At 59.9% G+C, this 16,522-nt stretch carries 15 protein-coding genes; 9 read left to right on the forward strand and 6 right to left on the reverse strand.

Going from position 1 to position 16,522, the window contains the following annotated elements; genetic code table 11:
• Window positions 1–113 precede the first annotated feature (113 nt).
• Genes VGK48_08570 through VGK48_08580 form a run of 3 tightly spaced genes read right to left on the reverse strand, consistent with a single transcriptional unit; the run spans window position 114 to window position 2,723 of the window.
• A complete protein-coding gene (locus VGK48_08570) occupies window positions 114–848 on the reverse strand; it encodes a LytTR family DNA-binding domain-containing protein (protein HEY2381223.1) in 735 nt (244 codons plus the stop codon).
• A gap of 2 nt (window positions 849–850) precedes the next feature.
• The gene (locus VGK48_08575) at window positions 851–1,912 is read right to left on the reverse strand and encodes a histidine kinase (GenBank protein ID HEY2381224.1); all 1,062 of its coding nucleotides are present in this window, start codon (window positions 1,910–1,912) and stop codon (window positions 851–853) included.
• A 1-nt stretch (window position 1,913) separates the two neighbouring features.
• Entirely contained in the window at window positions 1,914–2,723 is an 810-nt protein-coding gene (locus VGK48_08580; GenBank protein HEY2381225.1) for a DUF5668 domain-containing protein, read from the reverse strand.
• A 135-nt stretch (window positions 2,724–2,858) separates the two neighbouring features.
• Here VGK48_08580 and VGK48_08585 point away from each other — a divergent pair, with 135 nt between their 5' ends.
• Genes VGK48_08585 through VGK48_08600 form a run of 4 tightly spaced genes read left to right on the forward strand, consistent with a single transcriptional unit; the run spans window position 2,859 to window position 7,750 of the window.
• Window positions 2,859–4,046, forward strand: coding sequence for a glucuronate isomerase (locus VGK48_08585; protein ID HEY2381226.1), 1,188 nt, complete (start codon window positions 2,859–2,861; stop codon window positions 4,044–4,046).
• The gene (locus VGK48_08590) at window positions 4,036–5,322 is read left to right on the forward strand and encodes an MFS transporter (GenBank protein HEY2381227.1); all 1,287 of its coding nucleotides are present in this window, start codon (window positions 4,036–4,038) and stop codon (window positions 5,320–5,322) included. Before VGK48_08585 ends, VGK48_08590 begins: the two co-directional genes overlap by 11 nt.
• The gene (locus tag VGK48_08595) at window positions 5,319–6,806 is read left to right on the forward strand and encodes a sugar ABC transporter ATP-binding protein (protein HEY2381228.1); all 1,488 of its coding nucleotides are present in this window, start codon (window positions 5,319–5,321) and stop codon (window positions 6,804–6,806) included. The genes VGK48_08590 and VGK48_08595 overlap by 4 nt, the downstream gene beginning before the upstream one ends.
• A complete protein-coding gene (locus VGK48_08600; protein ID HEY2381229.1) occupies window positions 6,803–7,750 on the forward strand; it encodes an ABC transporter permease in 948 nt (315 codons plus the stop codon). Before VGK48_08595 ends, VGK48_08600 begins: the two co-directional genes overlap by 4 nt.
• A gap of 68 nt (window positions 7,751–7,818) precedes the next feature.
• Here VGK48_08600 and VGK48_08605 read toward each other — a convergent pair whose 3' ends face one another.
• From VGK48_08605 to VGK48_08615, 3 genes are all read right to left on the reverse strand, one after another.
• Window positions 7,819–8,961, reverse strand: coding sequence for an SMP-30/gluconolactonase/LRE family protein (locus tag VGK48_08605; protein HEY2381230.1), 1,143 nt, complete (start codon window positions 8,959–8,961; stop codon window positions 7,819–7,821).
• A gap of 178 nt (window positions 8,962–9,139) precedes the next feature.
• On the reverse strand, window positions 9,140–10,105 hold the full coding sequence (locus VGK48_08610; GenBank protein ID HEY2381231.1) for an MBL fold metallo-hydrolase: 966 nt from the start codon (window positions 10,103–10,105) through the stop codon (window positions 9,140–9,142).
• Between the two features lie 235 nt (window positions 10,106–10,340).
• Window positions 10,341–11,603 carry a PQQ-dependent sugar dehydrogenase gene (locus tag VGK48_08615; GenBank protein ID HEY2381232.1) on the reverse strand — a complete coding sequence of 421 codons (1,263 nt, stop codon included), beginning with the start codon at window positions 11,601–11,603 and terminating at the stop codon, window positions 10,341–10,343.
• A gap of 173 nt (window positions 11,604–11,776) precedes the next feature.
• On the opposite strand from VGK48_08615, the gene VGK48_08620 reads away from it, so the two are divergent.
• The 5 genes from VGK48_08620 (at window position 11,777) to VGK48_08640 (ending at window position 16,519) form a co-directional block, all read left to right on the forward strand.
• Complete coding sequence (locus VGK48_08620; GenBank protein ID HEY2381233.1) at window positions 11,777–12,631, forward strand: TIGR03435 family protein; 855 nt, start codon at window positions 11,777–11,779, stop codon at window positions 12,629–12,631.
• A gap of 581 nt (window positions 12,632–13,212) precedes the next feature.
• Window positions 13,213–13,773 (forward strand): Uma2 family endonuclease, encoded by a 561-nt coding sequence (locus tag VGK48_08625; protein HEY2381234.1) that lies wholly within the window; start codon window positions 13,213–13,215, stop codon window positions 13,771–13,773.
• 117 nt (window positions 13,774–13,890) lie between these two features.
• Window positions 13,891–14,508, forward strand: coding sequence for a class I SAM-dependent methyltransferase (locus VGK48_08630; protein ID HEY2381235.1), 618 nt, complete (start codon window positions 13,891–13,893; stop codon window positions 14,506–14,508).
• Window positions 14,509–14,553: 45 nt separating this feature from the next.
• Entirely contained in the window at window positions 14,554–15,090 is a 537-nt protein-coding gene (locus tag VGK48_08635) for a hypothetical protein (GenBank protein HEY2381236.1), read from the forward strand.
• A 184-nt stretch (window positions 15,091–15,274) separates the two neighbouring features.
• Entirely contained in the window at window positions 15,275–16,519 is a 1,245-nt protein-coding gene (locus VGK48_08640; GenBank protein HEY2381237.1) for an enolase C-terminal domain-like protein, read from the forward strand.
• Window positions 16,520–16,522 lie beyond the last annotated feature (3 nt).

A 16,522-nucleotide genomic window follows, 5' to 3' on the forward strand; every position in this document is an offset into this window, starting at 1 on the left:
CGAATTGAATTCGGGAATTCAGGTGTGCGCCCCCTCTCCCTATTCTTGTATTGTCGCCGAAGCGCGCTCTTTTAAGCTCATCCGCTGCAACTCATTTTGCGGGATGGTTTCTTCTACTTCAAAACCGCATTCAGCCGCGCATATCCTGACCGGCTGACGGCCAGCCTCGTCCCGTCCCGGAGAATGGCGGCGTGGCTGTCCTTCGCATACAGCTCGAGCTTCGCCAGCCGGTCGATATTCAAGATGTACGACCGGTGGATTCGAACGAACTGTTCCGGGTCCAGTGCGGTTTCGATTTCCGCAAGCGTCTGCTGCTTCAGATACCGCTTCCCTTCGGCCCGGAAACACACATAGTCGTCCTGCGCTTCGATGTAATCGATCTTCGAAACGGGAATGACGTGCACGTTGGCTCCATCCCGGATCGCGACGCGTTCCAGATGCGACCCGGCAGGACGCGCCATGACGCTGAGCTGCGCGGGAGCGACAAGGGCTTTCGCTGCTACCCGGCTTCTCGCCCGATCGAGAGCGGCGCGCAAACGGTCTTCGGCGAACGGCTTCAAGAGATAGTCGACGGCATGGACTTCGAAGGCCCGCAGCGCGTACTGGTCGTATGCGGTGACAAAGATCACGCCGACCTCACGTCCCACCAGCTCGAGGACTTCAAATCCGTCGAGACGCGGCATCTGGATATCCAGCAGCATGAGATCCGGCTTGAGATCCGTGACCGCCTTCACTGCTTCAAATCCATTGGCGCATTCGGCAACCACTTCAACGTCGTCGTATGCCGAGAGGTACTCGCGCAACAGCCGGCGCGCCAGCTCTTCATCGTCAACGATCACAATTCGCATTTTCATGTTCCGCTCTGACACGGCAATTGTAGCTGGACTCTGAATCGGGTGCCTTCCCGATCGATGTCCAGCCGTGCATTGTCGCTGTAAAGATTCGCCAGGCGCATGCGGACATTCTTCAGGCCGACGCCGGAGCCCGTCTTTGCCCCGAGCTCCGGGTCGTACGGATTCTCGACAACGATTTTCACGCCTGCACCGTTCCTCTCCGCCTGAACGCGCACCGTACCGCCTTCGACCATCGGCCCGATTCCGTGCGTGATCGCGTTTTCGATCAGCGGTTGCATGATCAGCGGAGGCACCATGCAGAATCCCGACTGTTGATCGATCTCGCGCTCGACCTGGAGCCGGGCGCCCAGCCGCACGCGTTCGATATCGAGATAACATTCGGCGAGGCGAATCTCTTCCGAAAGTGAAATACGCGGCTCCGACCCCAGCTTCAGGCAACCGCGGAAGAAATCGGCAAGCAGAATGCACATCCGCCGCGCGGCCTTGGGGTCCGTGGTCACCAGGGCGCTGATCGAGTTAAGGCTGTTGAACAGGAAGTGGGGATCGATCTGCGCCCGGAGCGTCCTCAGCTCCGCTTCGCGATTCAGAACCTGCAGTTCGAGCGCCTGCTTTTCGACAAGCTGCGAAGCTTCGAATGTAATCAAGAGGTAATTGAGGACAACGGCCAGGCTGAAAAGGAGCAGGCCGGAGAAAAACAGGATCGGCAACTGGCCGGCGAACCGCTGCACGATGCCGTCCATGTAGCCGGTGGAACCGAGGATATAGACCCACAACCATCCCATGCCGACCCAGATCGCGGAAGAGGCCGTGGCGGCGGTCGCGTGCGTGGCAAGCAGGCGCGCGACATCGGTCTGGCGGAGAGGAACTGCGGAGCACAGATACCAGGAGGCCTGGCAGATGAACGCGTAGATGAAACACATCGGCACGAGGATCGCGGCGCCCTCTCCAAGGCCGACCGCACCGCCGCGGCTGACGACGCCGGTAAGCAGGGCCGCCACCGGAATCCACACGGCAATGTAGATCAGCGTGCGGCTGCGGCTCCTGAGTATCGGATGCACGCTAGTTTCTCACCTCGACTCCACCCATGACCGCCGTTCCGCTCACGACGAACCGCTTGGACTCGTCCTTCGGCGGTATCGTCTTGTCCTCGAATCCACCGAGAATGGGATCGACTCTGCTGACAACCGTCCAGTCCGGAGGCACCTTGATCACAATTCCGCCCCACATCGCAAACACTTCGAGCACCGGTTCATGACGCGGAGTGATGTTCGCCGTACGGAGATCGATGTCGCAGCCGCCCAGGATTGCGGTCGCATCGCCGCCCCGGAAATCCTGCGAGTTGTTGCGCCGTACCGTGGCGCCCAGAATCGCCGTCGCCGTCAAAACGGAATTCGAAGAGGTTGGCGGGACTTCGTCAATCCGCTTCCCGCTTTCATCGCGCGGCGCCGCGTCACTCTCCCGCTCCTGCCTCGTCACGACGGAGCGCCACAACATCAGGCAGCCGATCCCGATGAGCACGACCGGCCAGGCGTCCCGCATGGCAATCCGCAGAACGTGGAAGTTACCGGCCAGGAAGAGGGTTCCGACGACGATCCAGAAAACACCCGATCCGCCTCGAATATCATCATACGAACCAGCCAGTTTGACGCTGCCCCACACGATGAGGAGGACCGGCCAGAAACGCCAGATCGCATCCACATTGACGAAACCCATATTCCCAAGCAGAAACACGAGCCCGATCGTCAGAAAAACAAATCCGGAAAAGAGGTGCCGGCTGGGGTGATTCCAGCGGTTGTGCCGCCGCTGCATGCGTTGCTCCCAGCGGCGCTCCCAGCGCTGCCGCTTCCGCTCCCATCGATCGGCGTCCATAAATCCTCCTGGCCCTAATCTAACCAGGAACATACGGCCCGCGTGCATGCCTTTCGGCAAACCGCAGCCACCCACCGGTGAACAGCGGTCGGCCGGCAAGAAGTGAATCTTCAACGTGTTATAGTGCGTTTTCAGATGGACGCGCGCGGAATGGATCTCGCTGTCGAGGAGACGCTCGCCGGCACCTTATTCATCGATATCCACACCCATCTGTTTCATCCGGGCTTTGGCTCGCTCTCGCTCTGGGGTATCGATGAACTCCTGACGTATCACTACCTCGAAGCGGAACTGTTCCGATTCTCCTCCATCCGCCCCGAAGCTTATTGGGCGCTCCACAAACAGCAGCGCGCGGACCTGGTCTGGAAAACCCTGTTTGTCGAAAACACTCCACTCTCCGAAGCGACGCGCGGCGTGATCGCGGTGCTGCAGGCGTTTGGCCTGAATGCCGGCGCTTCAACGCTGGATTCTGTTCGTGCTTTCTTCTGCAAGCAGGATTTCGCCGAACATGTCCGGAACGTTTTCCAACTCGCGGGCGTCAGCGAGGTCGTGATGACGAACGACCCTCTGGACAATGAAGAAGCGGCCCTGTGGAAAGCGGGAGCCAGTGGCGGCCAAGGCTTCATGCCCGCTTTGCGGCTCGATCGCATCTTGAACGACGGCGCCACGACAGACTCCGATCCACGGCAATTCCTCGAACAAAGCGCGGCGCGAATGATGCCCAAGTACATGGCGGTTTCCCTGCCGGATTCTTTCACATTTCCCTCCGCCGATCTGCGGACGAAGCTGCTTCGCGAAGCCGTGTTGCCGGCCTGCCGGCAGCTCGACATTCCACTTGCGCTCATGATCGGCGTGCGCCGCGGAGTGAATCCTGCGCTTCGCTCGGCGGGAGACGCTGCTGGGCGCGCGGATATGCGCTCGCTCGAAGCGCTCTGCTCCGAATTTCCCGATAACCGCTTTCTGGTCAGTATGCTCAGCCGGGAAAATCAGCACGAACTCTGCGTCTATGCGCGGAAGTTCCGTAACCTGCTTCCCTTCGGCTGCTGGTGGTTTTTGAACAATTCTTCCATTGTCGAGGAGATCACCCGCGAACGGCTGGAGATGCTCGGCACCAGCTTCATTCCGCAGCACTCGGACGCCCGAGTCCTCGAACAACTGATCTACAAGTGGCGCAACACGCGGCGGACGATCGCGCCGATTCTTGCAGCAGCATACAAACGGCTCGAAGAGGACGGGCGCTCCGTCAGCCGTTCCGACATCCAACGCGACGTGAACCGGTTATTCCGCGGTAACTTTGAACACTGGACCACAACGCATGCGCGCTGAAGCTGAAGCCTCGACGCCGGCGGAACGCTCCAGCTATTTTCGCTGGGGATTGTGCGGCCTGCTGTTTTTTGCGACCACAATCAATTACGTCGACCGGCAGGTCCTGAGTATCCTCAAGCCCACGCTTCAGGCGCAGTTCGGCTGGCGCGAGTCGGATTACTCCTGGATCGTCGTCGCATTTCAGCTGGCTTATGCCGTGATGATGCCGATTGCCGGGAGGTTGATTGATCGCATCGGCACACGTATCGGTTACGCGGCGGCGGTCGTCGTGTGGAGCCTGGCGTCCGTGTCGCACGCGTTTGCGCGATCGGCGGTTCAGTTCACCGTTGCGCGATTCAGTCTCGGCATCGGCGAGGCCGGCAACTTCCCGGCGGCCGTCCGGACGATTGCCGAAGCTTTTCCGCAGGAAGAACGCTCATTCGCAACCGGAATCTTCAACGGCGGCACCAATATCGGAGTCATTGCGGCCGCGCTCATTGTTCCGGCGGTGACGCTGCGAATGGGATGGCAGGCCACATTCCTGGTGACCGGCGCGATGGGATTTGCATGGATCGTCGCGTGGGTCGTTGCCCATAGAGTTCTGCGGCCTGTCCCCCTGATACAGGGGGACAGCCGCCCCGCAGGGGCGGCAGGGGGTCGCTCACACACCGTGTTGGCGCCGACGAGAGAACTCCTTGCGGACCGGGCGTCCTGGGCGTTCATCATCGGGAAGTTCGTTACCGATCCGGTGTGGTGGTTTTATCTGTTCTGGATTCCGGGCTTCCTGAACAAAGCGTATGGCGTCGACCTGACCTCTGTCGGGCCTCCATTGATCACGATCTATCTCGCGGCCGATGCCGGCTCGATCGCGGGCGGCTGGCTGTCTAAAGGATTCGCATCGCGGGGCTGGCCTCCCAATTCCGCGCGCAAGACGGCGATGCTGATCTGCGCTGCAGCGGCGACGCCGGTGATGCTGTTGCTCTGGGTACAGACGCTGTGGCCCGCTGTCGCTCTGATCGGACTGGCGGCTGCAGCCCATCAAGGCTGGGCGGCTAATCTTTTCACCATCGTTTCGGACGCCTTTCCAAAGCAGGCCGTCGCATCCGTTATCGGGCTTGGCGGCCTTGCCGGAGCGGTGAGCGGGTTACTGGTCTCGCCGCTGGTCGGCTACTGGCTGGATTTTTCGAACGGCGCGTACCGGCCGATCTTCTTTCTTGCAGGAACGGCTTATCTCGGAGCTCTTTTGCTGATCCACGCATTCGTTCCACAGCTCGGAGGCCGGCGGAGTTTGACGTGACCCCGATTCTGGAAATCCTGGAGGTCTCGAAATCTTTTCCCGGCGTCAAGGCGCTGCAATCGATCCAATTCGAAGCCGCTCCCGGAGAAGTCGTTGCATTGGTCGGCGAGAACGGAGCCGGCAAATCCACCTTGATGAAGATCCTTGCCGGAATCCATCAGCCCGATTCCGGCAGCATCCGCATCGATGGAGCGCCCGTCGAGATCCGTTCGCCGCGCGATGCCGCTCGGCTTGGTATTGCCGTCATTCACCAGGAACTCGAGCTGGTGGAAACGCTCGACGTTGCCGGTAATATCTTCCTTGGCCGCGAATTCACGTGGAGGGCTGCGCCCTTCATTGACAAGAACCGGATGTGGCTCGAAGCCGGAAAGATCCTTCAGCAGCTCAATGCTCCGATCTCGCCTCGCGCCCGTATATCGGAGCTTCCGCTGGCGCATAAACAACTGGTCGAGATCGCACGCGCTCTCTCGCTGAACGCGAAAATCCTGCTGATGGACGAACCCACATCCAGCCTGACCGCGGCGGAGGCCGAAAATTTGATGAGGATCACCGGTGAGCTGAAGGCGAGCGGCGTCTGCATCATTTATATATCGCACCGCCTGTCGGAAATTCGGAGGATCGCCGACCGGGTGATTGTTCTGCGTGACGGGAAGAACGCGGGAGAGCTTCGCGCCGGCGAGATCACGCATGACCGCATGATCCGGCTGATGGTCGGCCGCGATTTGACGCCGTCTTCGCATGCGGCGGCATCCACGCCGCAGCCTGGCGGATTCGAAATCCGACAGTTCCGAACATCTGCATACCCCGAGGCTGAGATATCCCTGATCGCTTACGCCGGAGAAATCCTTGGAATTACGGGCCTGGTCGGAGCCGGCCGCTCGGAGCTGGCGCGAGCCATATTCGGAGTGGACCGTCCGGTTTCAGGCACTCTCTTCCGTGAAGGCGCGCCTTTGAAGATCGATTCGGTGCGCGACGCTATTGGCGCGGGCATCTATCTGGTTCCGGAGGACCGTCGAAGCCTGGGCCTGATCACGTCGATGACAGTGAGAGAAAACATCACGCTGCCCGCCATGCGGCGCTATTCGTCCGGCGGACTGATTCGCCGAGCCGCCGAGAACCGCGGCGCGAAAAAAGCCTGCGAGGCGCTGCGGATCAAGACGCCTTCGCTTGAGACTGCCGCGGCTTCGCTCAGCGGCGGGAACCAGCAGAAGGTCGTGCTGGCGAAGTGGCTTTCGCTGGATCCGAAGCTTTTGCTGTTCGACGAGCCGACCCGCGGAGTCGACGTCGGCGCCAAGGCGGAAATTTATCAGCTGATGCGGGAGCTGGCCGGACGTGGCGCCGCCATCATCATGATCAGCAGCGACATGGAAGAGATCCTCGGAAACAGCGATCGGGTGGCCGTGATGCGCGAAGGTCAGATCACCGGTGTACTTGATCGTGCGCAGTTGAGCGAAGAGGCCATCATGCGATTGGCGGTCGCGTGACGCGAAAGGACCTCGGCATCCTCGCGCTGCTCGTCATCCTCTGTGTTGTGACGGCTGTCCGGAATCCGCAATTCCTCAGCGCCGCGAATCTCCAGAATATGAGCCGGCTGATCGGGATGTTCGGAATATTCAGCATCGGAGGCGGCATCGTCATTATTACGGGCGGCATCGACCTGTCGGTCGGCTCGGCCTTTGCTCTCCTCGGTATCCTGTTATCGATGATGTTGACGGAGTGGCATTGGCCGGCCGCTGCGGCCGCCGCTGCGGTCATCGTCCTTGGCATGCTGATGGGCCTCGCTCACGGAATTCTGATTACACGGCTCCGGCTTCAGCCCTTCATCGTGACGCTTTGCGGATTGCTGCTCTATCGCGGCATGGCGAGATATATCGCGGAGGACACGACGAAAGGATTCGGCAGCCAGGGTTTCGAGTGGCTGCGCCGCGCCGCAACCGGAACCGTCGCGGGTGTACCGATGCCGTTTGTGCTGCTTGTGGTCGTTGCGGTGTTTATGGGCGTCGTGCTGCATTCCTCGGTTTATGGCCGGCATCTGTTCGCGGTCGGCCGCAATGCCGAAGCCTCGCGATATTCGGGAATCCACGCCGATAACGTGATCACCATTGCCTATGTTATTGCGGGAGGCCTGACGGGAATCGCCGCGATCCTGATCGCGTTTTACACCAACTCGATTTCGCCATCGTCGCACGGCAACTTTTACGAACTGTACGCGATTGCGGCGGCCGTCCTCGGTGGCTGCAGTCTGCGAGGCGGCGAGGGTTCGATCGTGGGGGTTGTGATCGGAACGGCTTTGCTGCAGGTGTTGAGGAATCTGGTCAACCTGCTCGATATTCCAGGCTCGCTGGATTTTGCAGTAATGGGCGCCGTGATTCTGATCGGCGTGATCGCCGATCAGATTTTACGGCCACGGAACAAAGTCGTCTTGTAGTAGCCGCAGATGACGCGGATGACGCAGATGATGACCATCTGCGTCATCCGCGTCATCTGCGGCTACATCTATTTCGACCGGCCTTTATAACCCTGCGCGATCATCTGGATCGAGAAGATCTCATCCTGCCGCTGGTTGTTGAACACGCCATACAGCGTCTTCTTGTCTTTGCCGCTGAATACAACGGTGATGAAGGGGCGCGGAATCGGAATCTGTCCGATGATCTTGCCATCGGTTCCGATAACGGAGAGGGCGGGTTTCCCGCCCGGGAGACCCGGGCCGCCGGTGGCATAAAGGCGCCCTTGTGAGTCGACCGCGCTGCCATCGCCGCCTGCCATCGCGTACTGGCGCTCGTTGGTGAGGGAGCCGTCGGGCTTGATGTCAAAGGCAATCATGCTGCCGCCACCGCCGCCCGCTGGCGCAGGCGTAATTCGCCCGGTGACGTAAAGTGTTTTCTCGTTGGGGCTGAGAACGATGCCATTGGTTCCCGCAACAGTTCCCTGTTTGGTGATAACGCCGGCCGGGTTCGCATAGAAAACGCCGCCCATCGTGAAATAGACGCCGCCGTTGCTTGCCGCCACCATATCGTTCACGAGGCCGCCGGCGCAATCCAACGGTTCTCCATTGATCATGTTTGCGAAGATGTGGCGTTTGGGTTCGAGTTGCTCGATCGCCTGCGGCAGGGCTCTTTCAAGAACAAACAGACTTCCCTTCTTATTCATGGCGATGGAGCCGGCCGTCGGGGTGTGGGTGTAGGGGAACGTCACTTTCCCGTCTTTGTCGATCTTCATCACCTGGCTGTTGGTGTTCTGTGCCGCCAGAATTCCGCCGTCTTTCGTCGCCATAATGCCGTCGGCATCGTTGCCCGTGCCCGTCCAGACCGACTTCCATTTCTGCCCGGCAGCGATAATCCCCGGAATCGCCGTCACTGTGTATTCCTCAGGACCCGTGTCCGCCGCACTGCCACGTCCTCCACCGCTTCCGCGACCCGCTCCGCCGCCCCGTCCTGCCGCGCTGCCCGAGCCCCGACCGGCCCCACCGCCGCGCGCCTGAGTTGGCGGAACTTTACAATTCTTGGCGATGAAAGCCGCGTACTTGGCATCCTGCGGAGCCTGCACGCCAGGCCCGGTCTGCGAGGCCGGAGCCTGTCCGAGCACGACCATCGCGCCGAGACACCCCGCCGCCGCAAGTAAAGTCACTTTCGAATTCATAACCTGCTCCTTAACTAAAAGTCCATTTCTGGTGCGGAAGTGTATACCGGGCAATTCCGGGACAGACACCAAATTCCAAGGACCCTTATTGGAAATTCGAGATTGGAAGGTCGAAATTGGAGATTGGATTTCCCGATTTCGAATCTCGAACCTCCAATTTCGAATTTCCAATAGTTTGTTAATTGCTCTTCAGCTCCTGATACACCTCGCTCACAAATCGATCCGCGCTCGTCACGTCCGCTCCCGCCGCGCCGAGCCCGCCCGCCGTCGTGGCATCCCACGGCGCGGTCACCTTCGCGGCGACGACTTCCTTTTCCGTCTTTCCCTGCGCGATCAGCGCCTTCACTTTATCCCGCACGCTCTTGATCATGTCCGCGTATGGAACCAGGTCATTCCGCTTGATCCACGTGCCGTGTCCCGGAATCAGCACCGTATCGGGGCCTGCGGTCTTCATCAGCTGCTCGCATCCTTCCAACATGCCGTTCAGGGTGCCGCCGTTGGCGCGATCGATGAAGGGATAGCCGAAGTTGCGGTAGAAATCGCCGATCATGATGACGTTCGTGTTTTCGAACCGGACCATCGTATCGCCGCCTGTATGCGCCGCCCGGACCGGAATCAGGTCGATCACCTCGCCGTTCATATGCAGCTTCACGGGAGCGCCCATTCCGTAAGTCACGATGGGATATCCCGAGGTATCCCGCGCAGCGCCCGCATTGCCGTTGCCGCCGCGCGGCGGCCGAGCCATCTGTTCGCGCAGTTCCTCACGCGCGAAGATAACGACACCCAGCTTTTCGAAAAATGGATTTCCCGCGGTGTGATCCGGATGGATATGCGTGTTTGCCATGAAGCGGATCGGCTCCGTGCTGATCTTCCGGATCGCCGCCAGAAGCTTCTGCGAAACCTGGGCATATTGCGCGTCGACCATGAAGATGCCGTCCGGCCCAGCCAGTACACCGACCAGCCCGCCCGCCGCGTCCGGATGATTCACATCGACATTCGGCGACCCCGCGATCATGTAAAGGTTCGACGAGACCTTTTTTGCCGTGAATTCGATTTTGCTGTAATCGGTTCCCTGAGCCAGCACGCTGGCGGAAAGAGCCGCTGCGGCGAAAAGAACGGCGGACAAATACCAGGCGGACTTCATGGCAGTCTCCTTTGGAGGGGTTCGGAGCGATATTGTAACTCAATCAAGATGGGAATGAATTAACGCTGGGAGTCTCCGAATGTTGTTTGAAGTTACTAACCGCCCCGTCTGCGCCGCTAAGGAACGGGACCATTTTATTAATGGCGCAGCCACCCCGCCTTGGAAAGGCGGGGAATGTCCATCTCGAAAACCCTCAGTGCATTCACACCGGGTATGCGCCTACGCGATGGTGCCGTCATCGTTTCGGGACGAGTCTCAGAATCTTGCCGCCGGGGCCGTCGGTCATGACGTACAAGGCGCCGTCGGGTCCTTCATTCACGCCGCGGATTCTGGCGTTGAGATTCGTCAGCAGTCGTTCCTCGCCGATGACCCGTTCTCCATTCAGGACCAGGCGTACCAGCGTCCGCCCGACCAGCTCGCAAACAAAGAGGTCGCCTTGCCACGCCGGGAACAGTTTTCCGGTATAGAAGGCGATTCCGGCCGGCGCGATATCGGGTGTCCAGAAATAAACCGGCTGTTCCATTCCTTCCTGAAATGTTTTGTCGCCGTTGATGGGCTTGCCGTTGTACTCGTGGCCGTAGCCGATAACGGGAAAGCCGTAATTCTTCCCTTTCTCGACGGCATTGATCTCGTCGCCGCCCCGCGGGCCGTGCTCGCTGGTCCATAGCTTGCCGGTGCGGGGATGGATGGTGATTCCCTGCACGTCTCTGAACCCGAGAGCGTAGATTTCGGGGTGCGCGCCGGGCCGGCCGGCGAACGGATTGTCTTTGGGAATCGTTCCATCGGTATTGATCCGCAGGATCTTGCCCATGTTGCTGTCGAGCTGCTGCGGCTGCGGCCAATCGACGGAATTGATCCCGAGACCCGCCGGAATGGACGACGTCACCAGCAGCGTTCCGTCCGGCGCTTGAATCACTCGTCCAAGCGTGCCCTCGCCATTGAGCAGGATTTTGAGGTCTTCGATGCGCGTATCGTCCGCAGAGAGTCTGGCTCGCGAGACGACCACAACACCGGGACTTCGCGGCAAGGCCTGGCGGTTCGCGTCATCCGGCAGAACCGTGTACGTCAGGTAGAGCGTCCGGTTCGTTGCGAAGGCGCGATCCGGCCGTACTTCGAAGAGCCCCTGCCCCTGCGCCCAAAGATTCGAAGGCAGTCCCAGAACCTCCGACACTTTTCCGTCTTTGCCGACAAGGCGAATGTGTCCCGAACGCTCGGCGGCGATCATCCGGCCGTCCGGAAGAAAATTGAATGAGAACGCGCCGTTCAGGCCTTCCGCCACTGTCTCGACCGTGTATTCCGCAGTTTTCAGCGGACGCGGCGCGCGCGTCTGACCGAACCAGGCCGGAATCGGAGCGTATCCGTCCGGAGTCGCGCTTTCGCCTGCCGGAGCTCCGGTCTGCGCCGGCGGACGTGGGGCCGAATGAATGGTCTGAGCCGCGGCCATAGAACCTTGAATCGCCAGGCAAATTGCTGCGCCGAGAAGAGTGGCTTTAGTCATATCCCTCCAGTTTTCCGACAGTATATTAATGTCCAATTAATCTGAGAACAAACCGGTCCGATCCGGTGTCTATAGGAACGGGGGAGTGTATCCGATGATGAAAACCGGGAAAGTTGTGTTGATCCTCGCTGCCTTCGCGTTCGCCGTGATTCCGATTCTGTCCCAGACCACCCCTGCCGGGAGACCGGTTTAACATGGCCGGCGCGACGCTGAGGATGTTGCTGCAGCAGGCGTATCAGAAGACCGCGACGGGCACACCCATCAGTCAGCTTCAGATCGTCGGCGGGCCAGGCTGGATGGATTCGGACCGCTATGACATTACGGCCACGGCGGATTGCAGTGGTGGGACATTGTCCCGGGAGCAGGTTCAGCAGATGATCCAGTCACTGCTCGCGGACCGTTTCCAGGTGAAGGCCCATCTGGAAACGCGTGAGCTGCCGATCTATAACCTCGTCGCCGGTAAAGACGGGCCGAAGATCAAAGCCTCCGCGGACCAGACGCCGCCGAACGCCGGACGCGGCGGACCGCCCCAACCCTGCAGTCCTGCGCCGCCGAACGCACAAGCGGCGGGAGCTCCGCCTCCGCCTCCGCCACTCCCGCCCCCGGGACAGCGCGGCGGAATCCTGGATCCCAACTTCGCGATGCCCCGGGGAGCCATGGCGATGATGTTTAACGGGACCGGTTCGACCTTACGCGCCGCCGCCGTGCCGATCGCGAATTTAATCGGGATGTTGCAGCAACAGGTCGGACGTCAACTGGTCGACAAGACGGGCCTGACCGGCCTCTTCGATTTCACTCTGCAGTTCAGCGCCGAAGGTCTATCCGTGCCCGGATTGCCACCCGGCGCTCTGCCGCCGGGCGCGCCGCCTCCCGCGGCTGCGGGCCAGACCCCGGGCACGGCCTCAGCAGCCGATCCCGTACCTTCGCTGTTCACCGCCATCCAGGAACTCGGTTTGAAGCTGGAATCGTCGAAAGGGCCGGTCGAAGTTCTCGTCGTGGATTCGGCTCAGAAGCCCACGGAGAACTGATAACTCTCGGGAAGTCGGGCCGGATTTGAGAAAAGATCGAAAGAGAGCTCGAATTTGCAACAAGAGCGCTCGACTTCCGGAAAGAGGGCTCGAATTTCCCCCGGAAGCGGGTTTTTCGCGGCCACGATCGTCATTTGCCATTCGATGATTATCATTTTCAAAATCACAATCATCATTCGCCATTTGATGATCGTCATTTTCAAAACACTGTCGGCCGCGAGAATTCTCGACAGGAATCTTGATATTCGACAGGTCATCTCCCCTCGAAGTTTCCCAAAGCGGCCGGCAGAGCGAAACACCCGGTGAAAAACCTGCCGCGTGGCCGGTGTCGAACAGCTTCCGGCGAACTCAGAGTATTCCTGCGGCTCCACTTCGAGATCTGGCGCAGATCGTTGCGCTTCGCACGCCTCGGCTCATAATCGCGATTGCCGGGACATAAGTTCGGCCGGCGGGTTTAGGTTGATAAAAGCACGACTTTGCAGTCGCGTTATCGCCGAAAACCGGATCTTGTAGCGCGCTGGCAATCGGGATTTCAATTACTTAAGACGGCAACCCACTTGCGGTATTCTGGAGGTGATTATATGGGTACTGAAATCGCAAAAAAGCTGTTTACCGTTCACGACTACCACAAGATGGTGGATGCCGGCATTCTTCATGAAGAGGATCGTGTCGAACTCATTCGGGGCGAGATCGTTCAAATGAGTCCCATCAATCCGCTCCACAATGGCACAATTCATCGTGCAACTCGCTCCCTCGTTCGTATTGTGGGTGACCTTGCCATTGTCGGCGTGCAGGGGTCCATTCGACTCGATGAATACGACGAACCGCAGCCTGATCTTTACCTGCTGCGGCCGAGGGACGATTTTTATACGGCCAGGCATGCCGGTCCGGCCGATATCTTCCTGATTATCGAGGTGGCCGATTCATCACTGCAGTATGACCGCACCACGAAGATGCAGCTTTACGCCGAGACCGGAGTTCCGGAGTATTGGATTTCCGATCTTCAGAACGACTGCATCATTGTTTATCGCAATCCGGAAGGCGCAACATATCGCACGACTCTGCAATTCCGCCGAGGCGAGCAACTGAGGCCTGCGCTATTATCCGACTGCGCCATTCCGGCCGACACCTTGCTGCCTTGAGCCGCCGATCGTTATGCCGCTGCCTGGAGGTGATTTTGAGCATCTCTTTTTCTGTGCTCCCAGCCTGCGGCGTGAAGTCCCACGAAATTTACGCGTATACTATTGCGCGTCATGCAAATGGACGATGCGATCAGGGACGTGCTGGCCGGATATCAAGCCCGGATCACGGCGGAAGACAAGCTTCGAGGACAGGTATCGCGTCAGGAATGGCTGAGCCGGCGCGATGAGTTCCTGCTGGAAGTCGGCGAGGCGGTCGGCACGCTGTTGAATGTTCTCGCGCGCGAAGCGAAAGCCCGGACGATTCTCGAGGTAGGGACGTCCTACGGCTACTCCACGATCTGGCTCGCCGATGCGGCGCGCGCCACGAAGGGGAAAGTCATCACGCTGGATCTCCGGGCCGACAAGCAGGCCTATGCGCGCAAGATGCTCGAACGCGCCGGACTCCTGGATTACGTCGAATTCCGCTGCGGCGATGCGCTGGAGCTTATCCAGAAGATGAGCGAAACCCTCGACTTCGCTTTGATCGACCTGTGGAAGGACGTCTATATTCCCTGCTTCGACCGGGTCGCTCAGAAAGCGGCGCCCGGCGCGCTGATCATCGCCGACAATATGATCTTTCCCCCAGATAATCAGGCCATCGCCGCCGCATATCGCGCGCATGTCCGCAGCAGGCCCGGAGTTGAATCCATCCTGCTGCCGGCAGGCCACGGCATTGAAGTCACGCGGCTTCCCTGATTCGTCTTTCTATTCGGAACGCAGGCACACGTATAATCCGCGCTTATGGAAAGCGCCGTGGCGACCCTTGCGGAGTGGAAAACCTTTTACGGAATCGTGGGTACGGCGGCGGCCAGCCTGACGGGCCTGCAATTCGTCGTGATTGCGCTTGTGGCGCAGGTGCGAACGCGGTCCAGCGGCCATGAGATTGCGGCCTTCGGCAGCCCGAATGTGGTGCATTTCTGCGCGGCCCTGTTTCTGTCCGCCGCGCTGAGCGCGCCATGGCATTCGTTCCGGACAGCCCGTCTCCCGCTTATCGCGTGCGGCTTCATCGGCGTGGTGTATGCCGTCGTCGTCGCCTGGCGCGCGCGCCGCCAGACGGGCTACAAGCCAGTGTTCGAAGATTGGCTGTGGCATGTCGCACTGCCGATGCTGGCCTACGCCGCGCTGTTGGTGGCCGGGGCCTTGCTTTCGCGTTTCACGCTTTCCTCCCTGTTTGCGATTGCCGCGACGGCACTGCTCCTCGTGTACATCGGAATTCACAATGCATGGGACACGGTCGTCTACCTGGCGATCACCTATCTCCGACGGGAGGATAATTAACCTTGCAACTCCCCTCCTCCGGAAGGCGTCAATGTACTTGGCGCAGGCAACTCCCCTCCTGGCATAGGGCAATAATATGCTTGACTCATCCTTTCGTGAGGCAGCTCCCCTCCTGATGCAGGAGGGGTGGCTGCACGCGGCTGTAGTTGCTCGATCAGATGCGGGCCGCATAGTATTACCCTTCGTGAAAATCACCGACATTCGCGCGACAACCGTAACCGTTCCCCTCGAAGCTCCGCTGCGCCACGCCAACGGCGTGCACTGGGGACGCTTCGTCCGCACCATCGTCGAGGTTGAAACCGACAACGGCCTGATCGGACTCGGCGAAATGGGTGGTGGCGGAGAATCCGCCGAAGCCGTCTTCCGCGCAATGAAGAGCTATCTGGTTGGCCACGATCCGGCCCGGCTCGAAGAAATTCGTTTTCTGATCGCAAACCCCACAGCCTCGCTCTACAACAACCGCACTCAAGCGCTCGCGGCGATCGAGTTCGCATGCCTCGATATCCTCGGGCAGGCTTGGAAGGCTCCGGTCTCGGAAATCCTCGGCGGACGTTTGCGCGATCGTGTCCGGTTCGCCTCGTATCTGTTCTTCCGCTATCCCGATCCAAAGACCGGCAAAGGCGAAGTCCGCACCATCGAACAACTGGTCGCGCACAGCCGCCAGCTGAAACAGCGGTTCGGTTTCACGACTCACAAACTCAAAGGCGGCGTCTTTCATCCCGATTACGAATTGGAAGCCTACCGGGCGCTCGCGGCCGCCTTCCCTGAAGACTCGCTGCGATTCGATCCGAACGCCGTCTGGTCTACCGAACAGGCGATCCGGTTCGGCCAGGCGATCGAAAGCCTGAAGAACGACTATCTCGAGGATCCCGTCTTCGGCCTCAACGGCATGCGGCGCACGCGGCAAATGATCCGCGTTCCTCTGGCGACGAACACGGTCGTCGTCAACTTCGAACAGCTTGCCACGAACGTGTTGGACACCGCCGTCGATGTGATTCTGCTCGATACCACATTCTGGGGCGGCATCCGCGCCTGCATGAAAGCTGCGGCTATTTGCGAAACGTTTCAGCTCGGCATCGCCGTGCATTCTTCGGGCGAGCTTGGCATTCAACTGGCGACGATGCTTCACCTCGGCGCAATCCTTCCCGGATTGTCGTTTGCGGCGGATGCGCACTATCACCAGTTGACCGACGACATCATCGAAGGCGGCCCGATGAAGTACGAAGGCGGCGCGATTCGGGTGCCGGACAAACCCGGCCTCGGCGTGAAACTGGATCGCGAAAAGCTTCAGAAATACAGCGAGCTCTATAAACGCCTGGGCAACTACCCATACGATCAGGATCCCGGCCGGCCGCACTGGACGCCGCTGGTTCCAAACGATCGCTGGGCGGATCCGAACGACACGCGGCCTGTTTCGATACCATACTGAGCG

The sequence above is a fragment of the Terriglobia bacterium genome (assembly GCA_036496425.1).
In the GTDB taxonomy this organism is placed as follows: domain Bacteria; phylum Acidobacteriota; class Terriglobia; order 20CM-2-55-15; family 20CM-2-55-15; genus 20CM-2-55-15.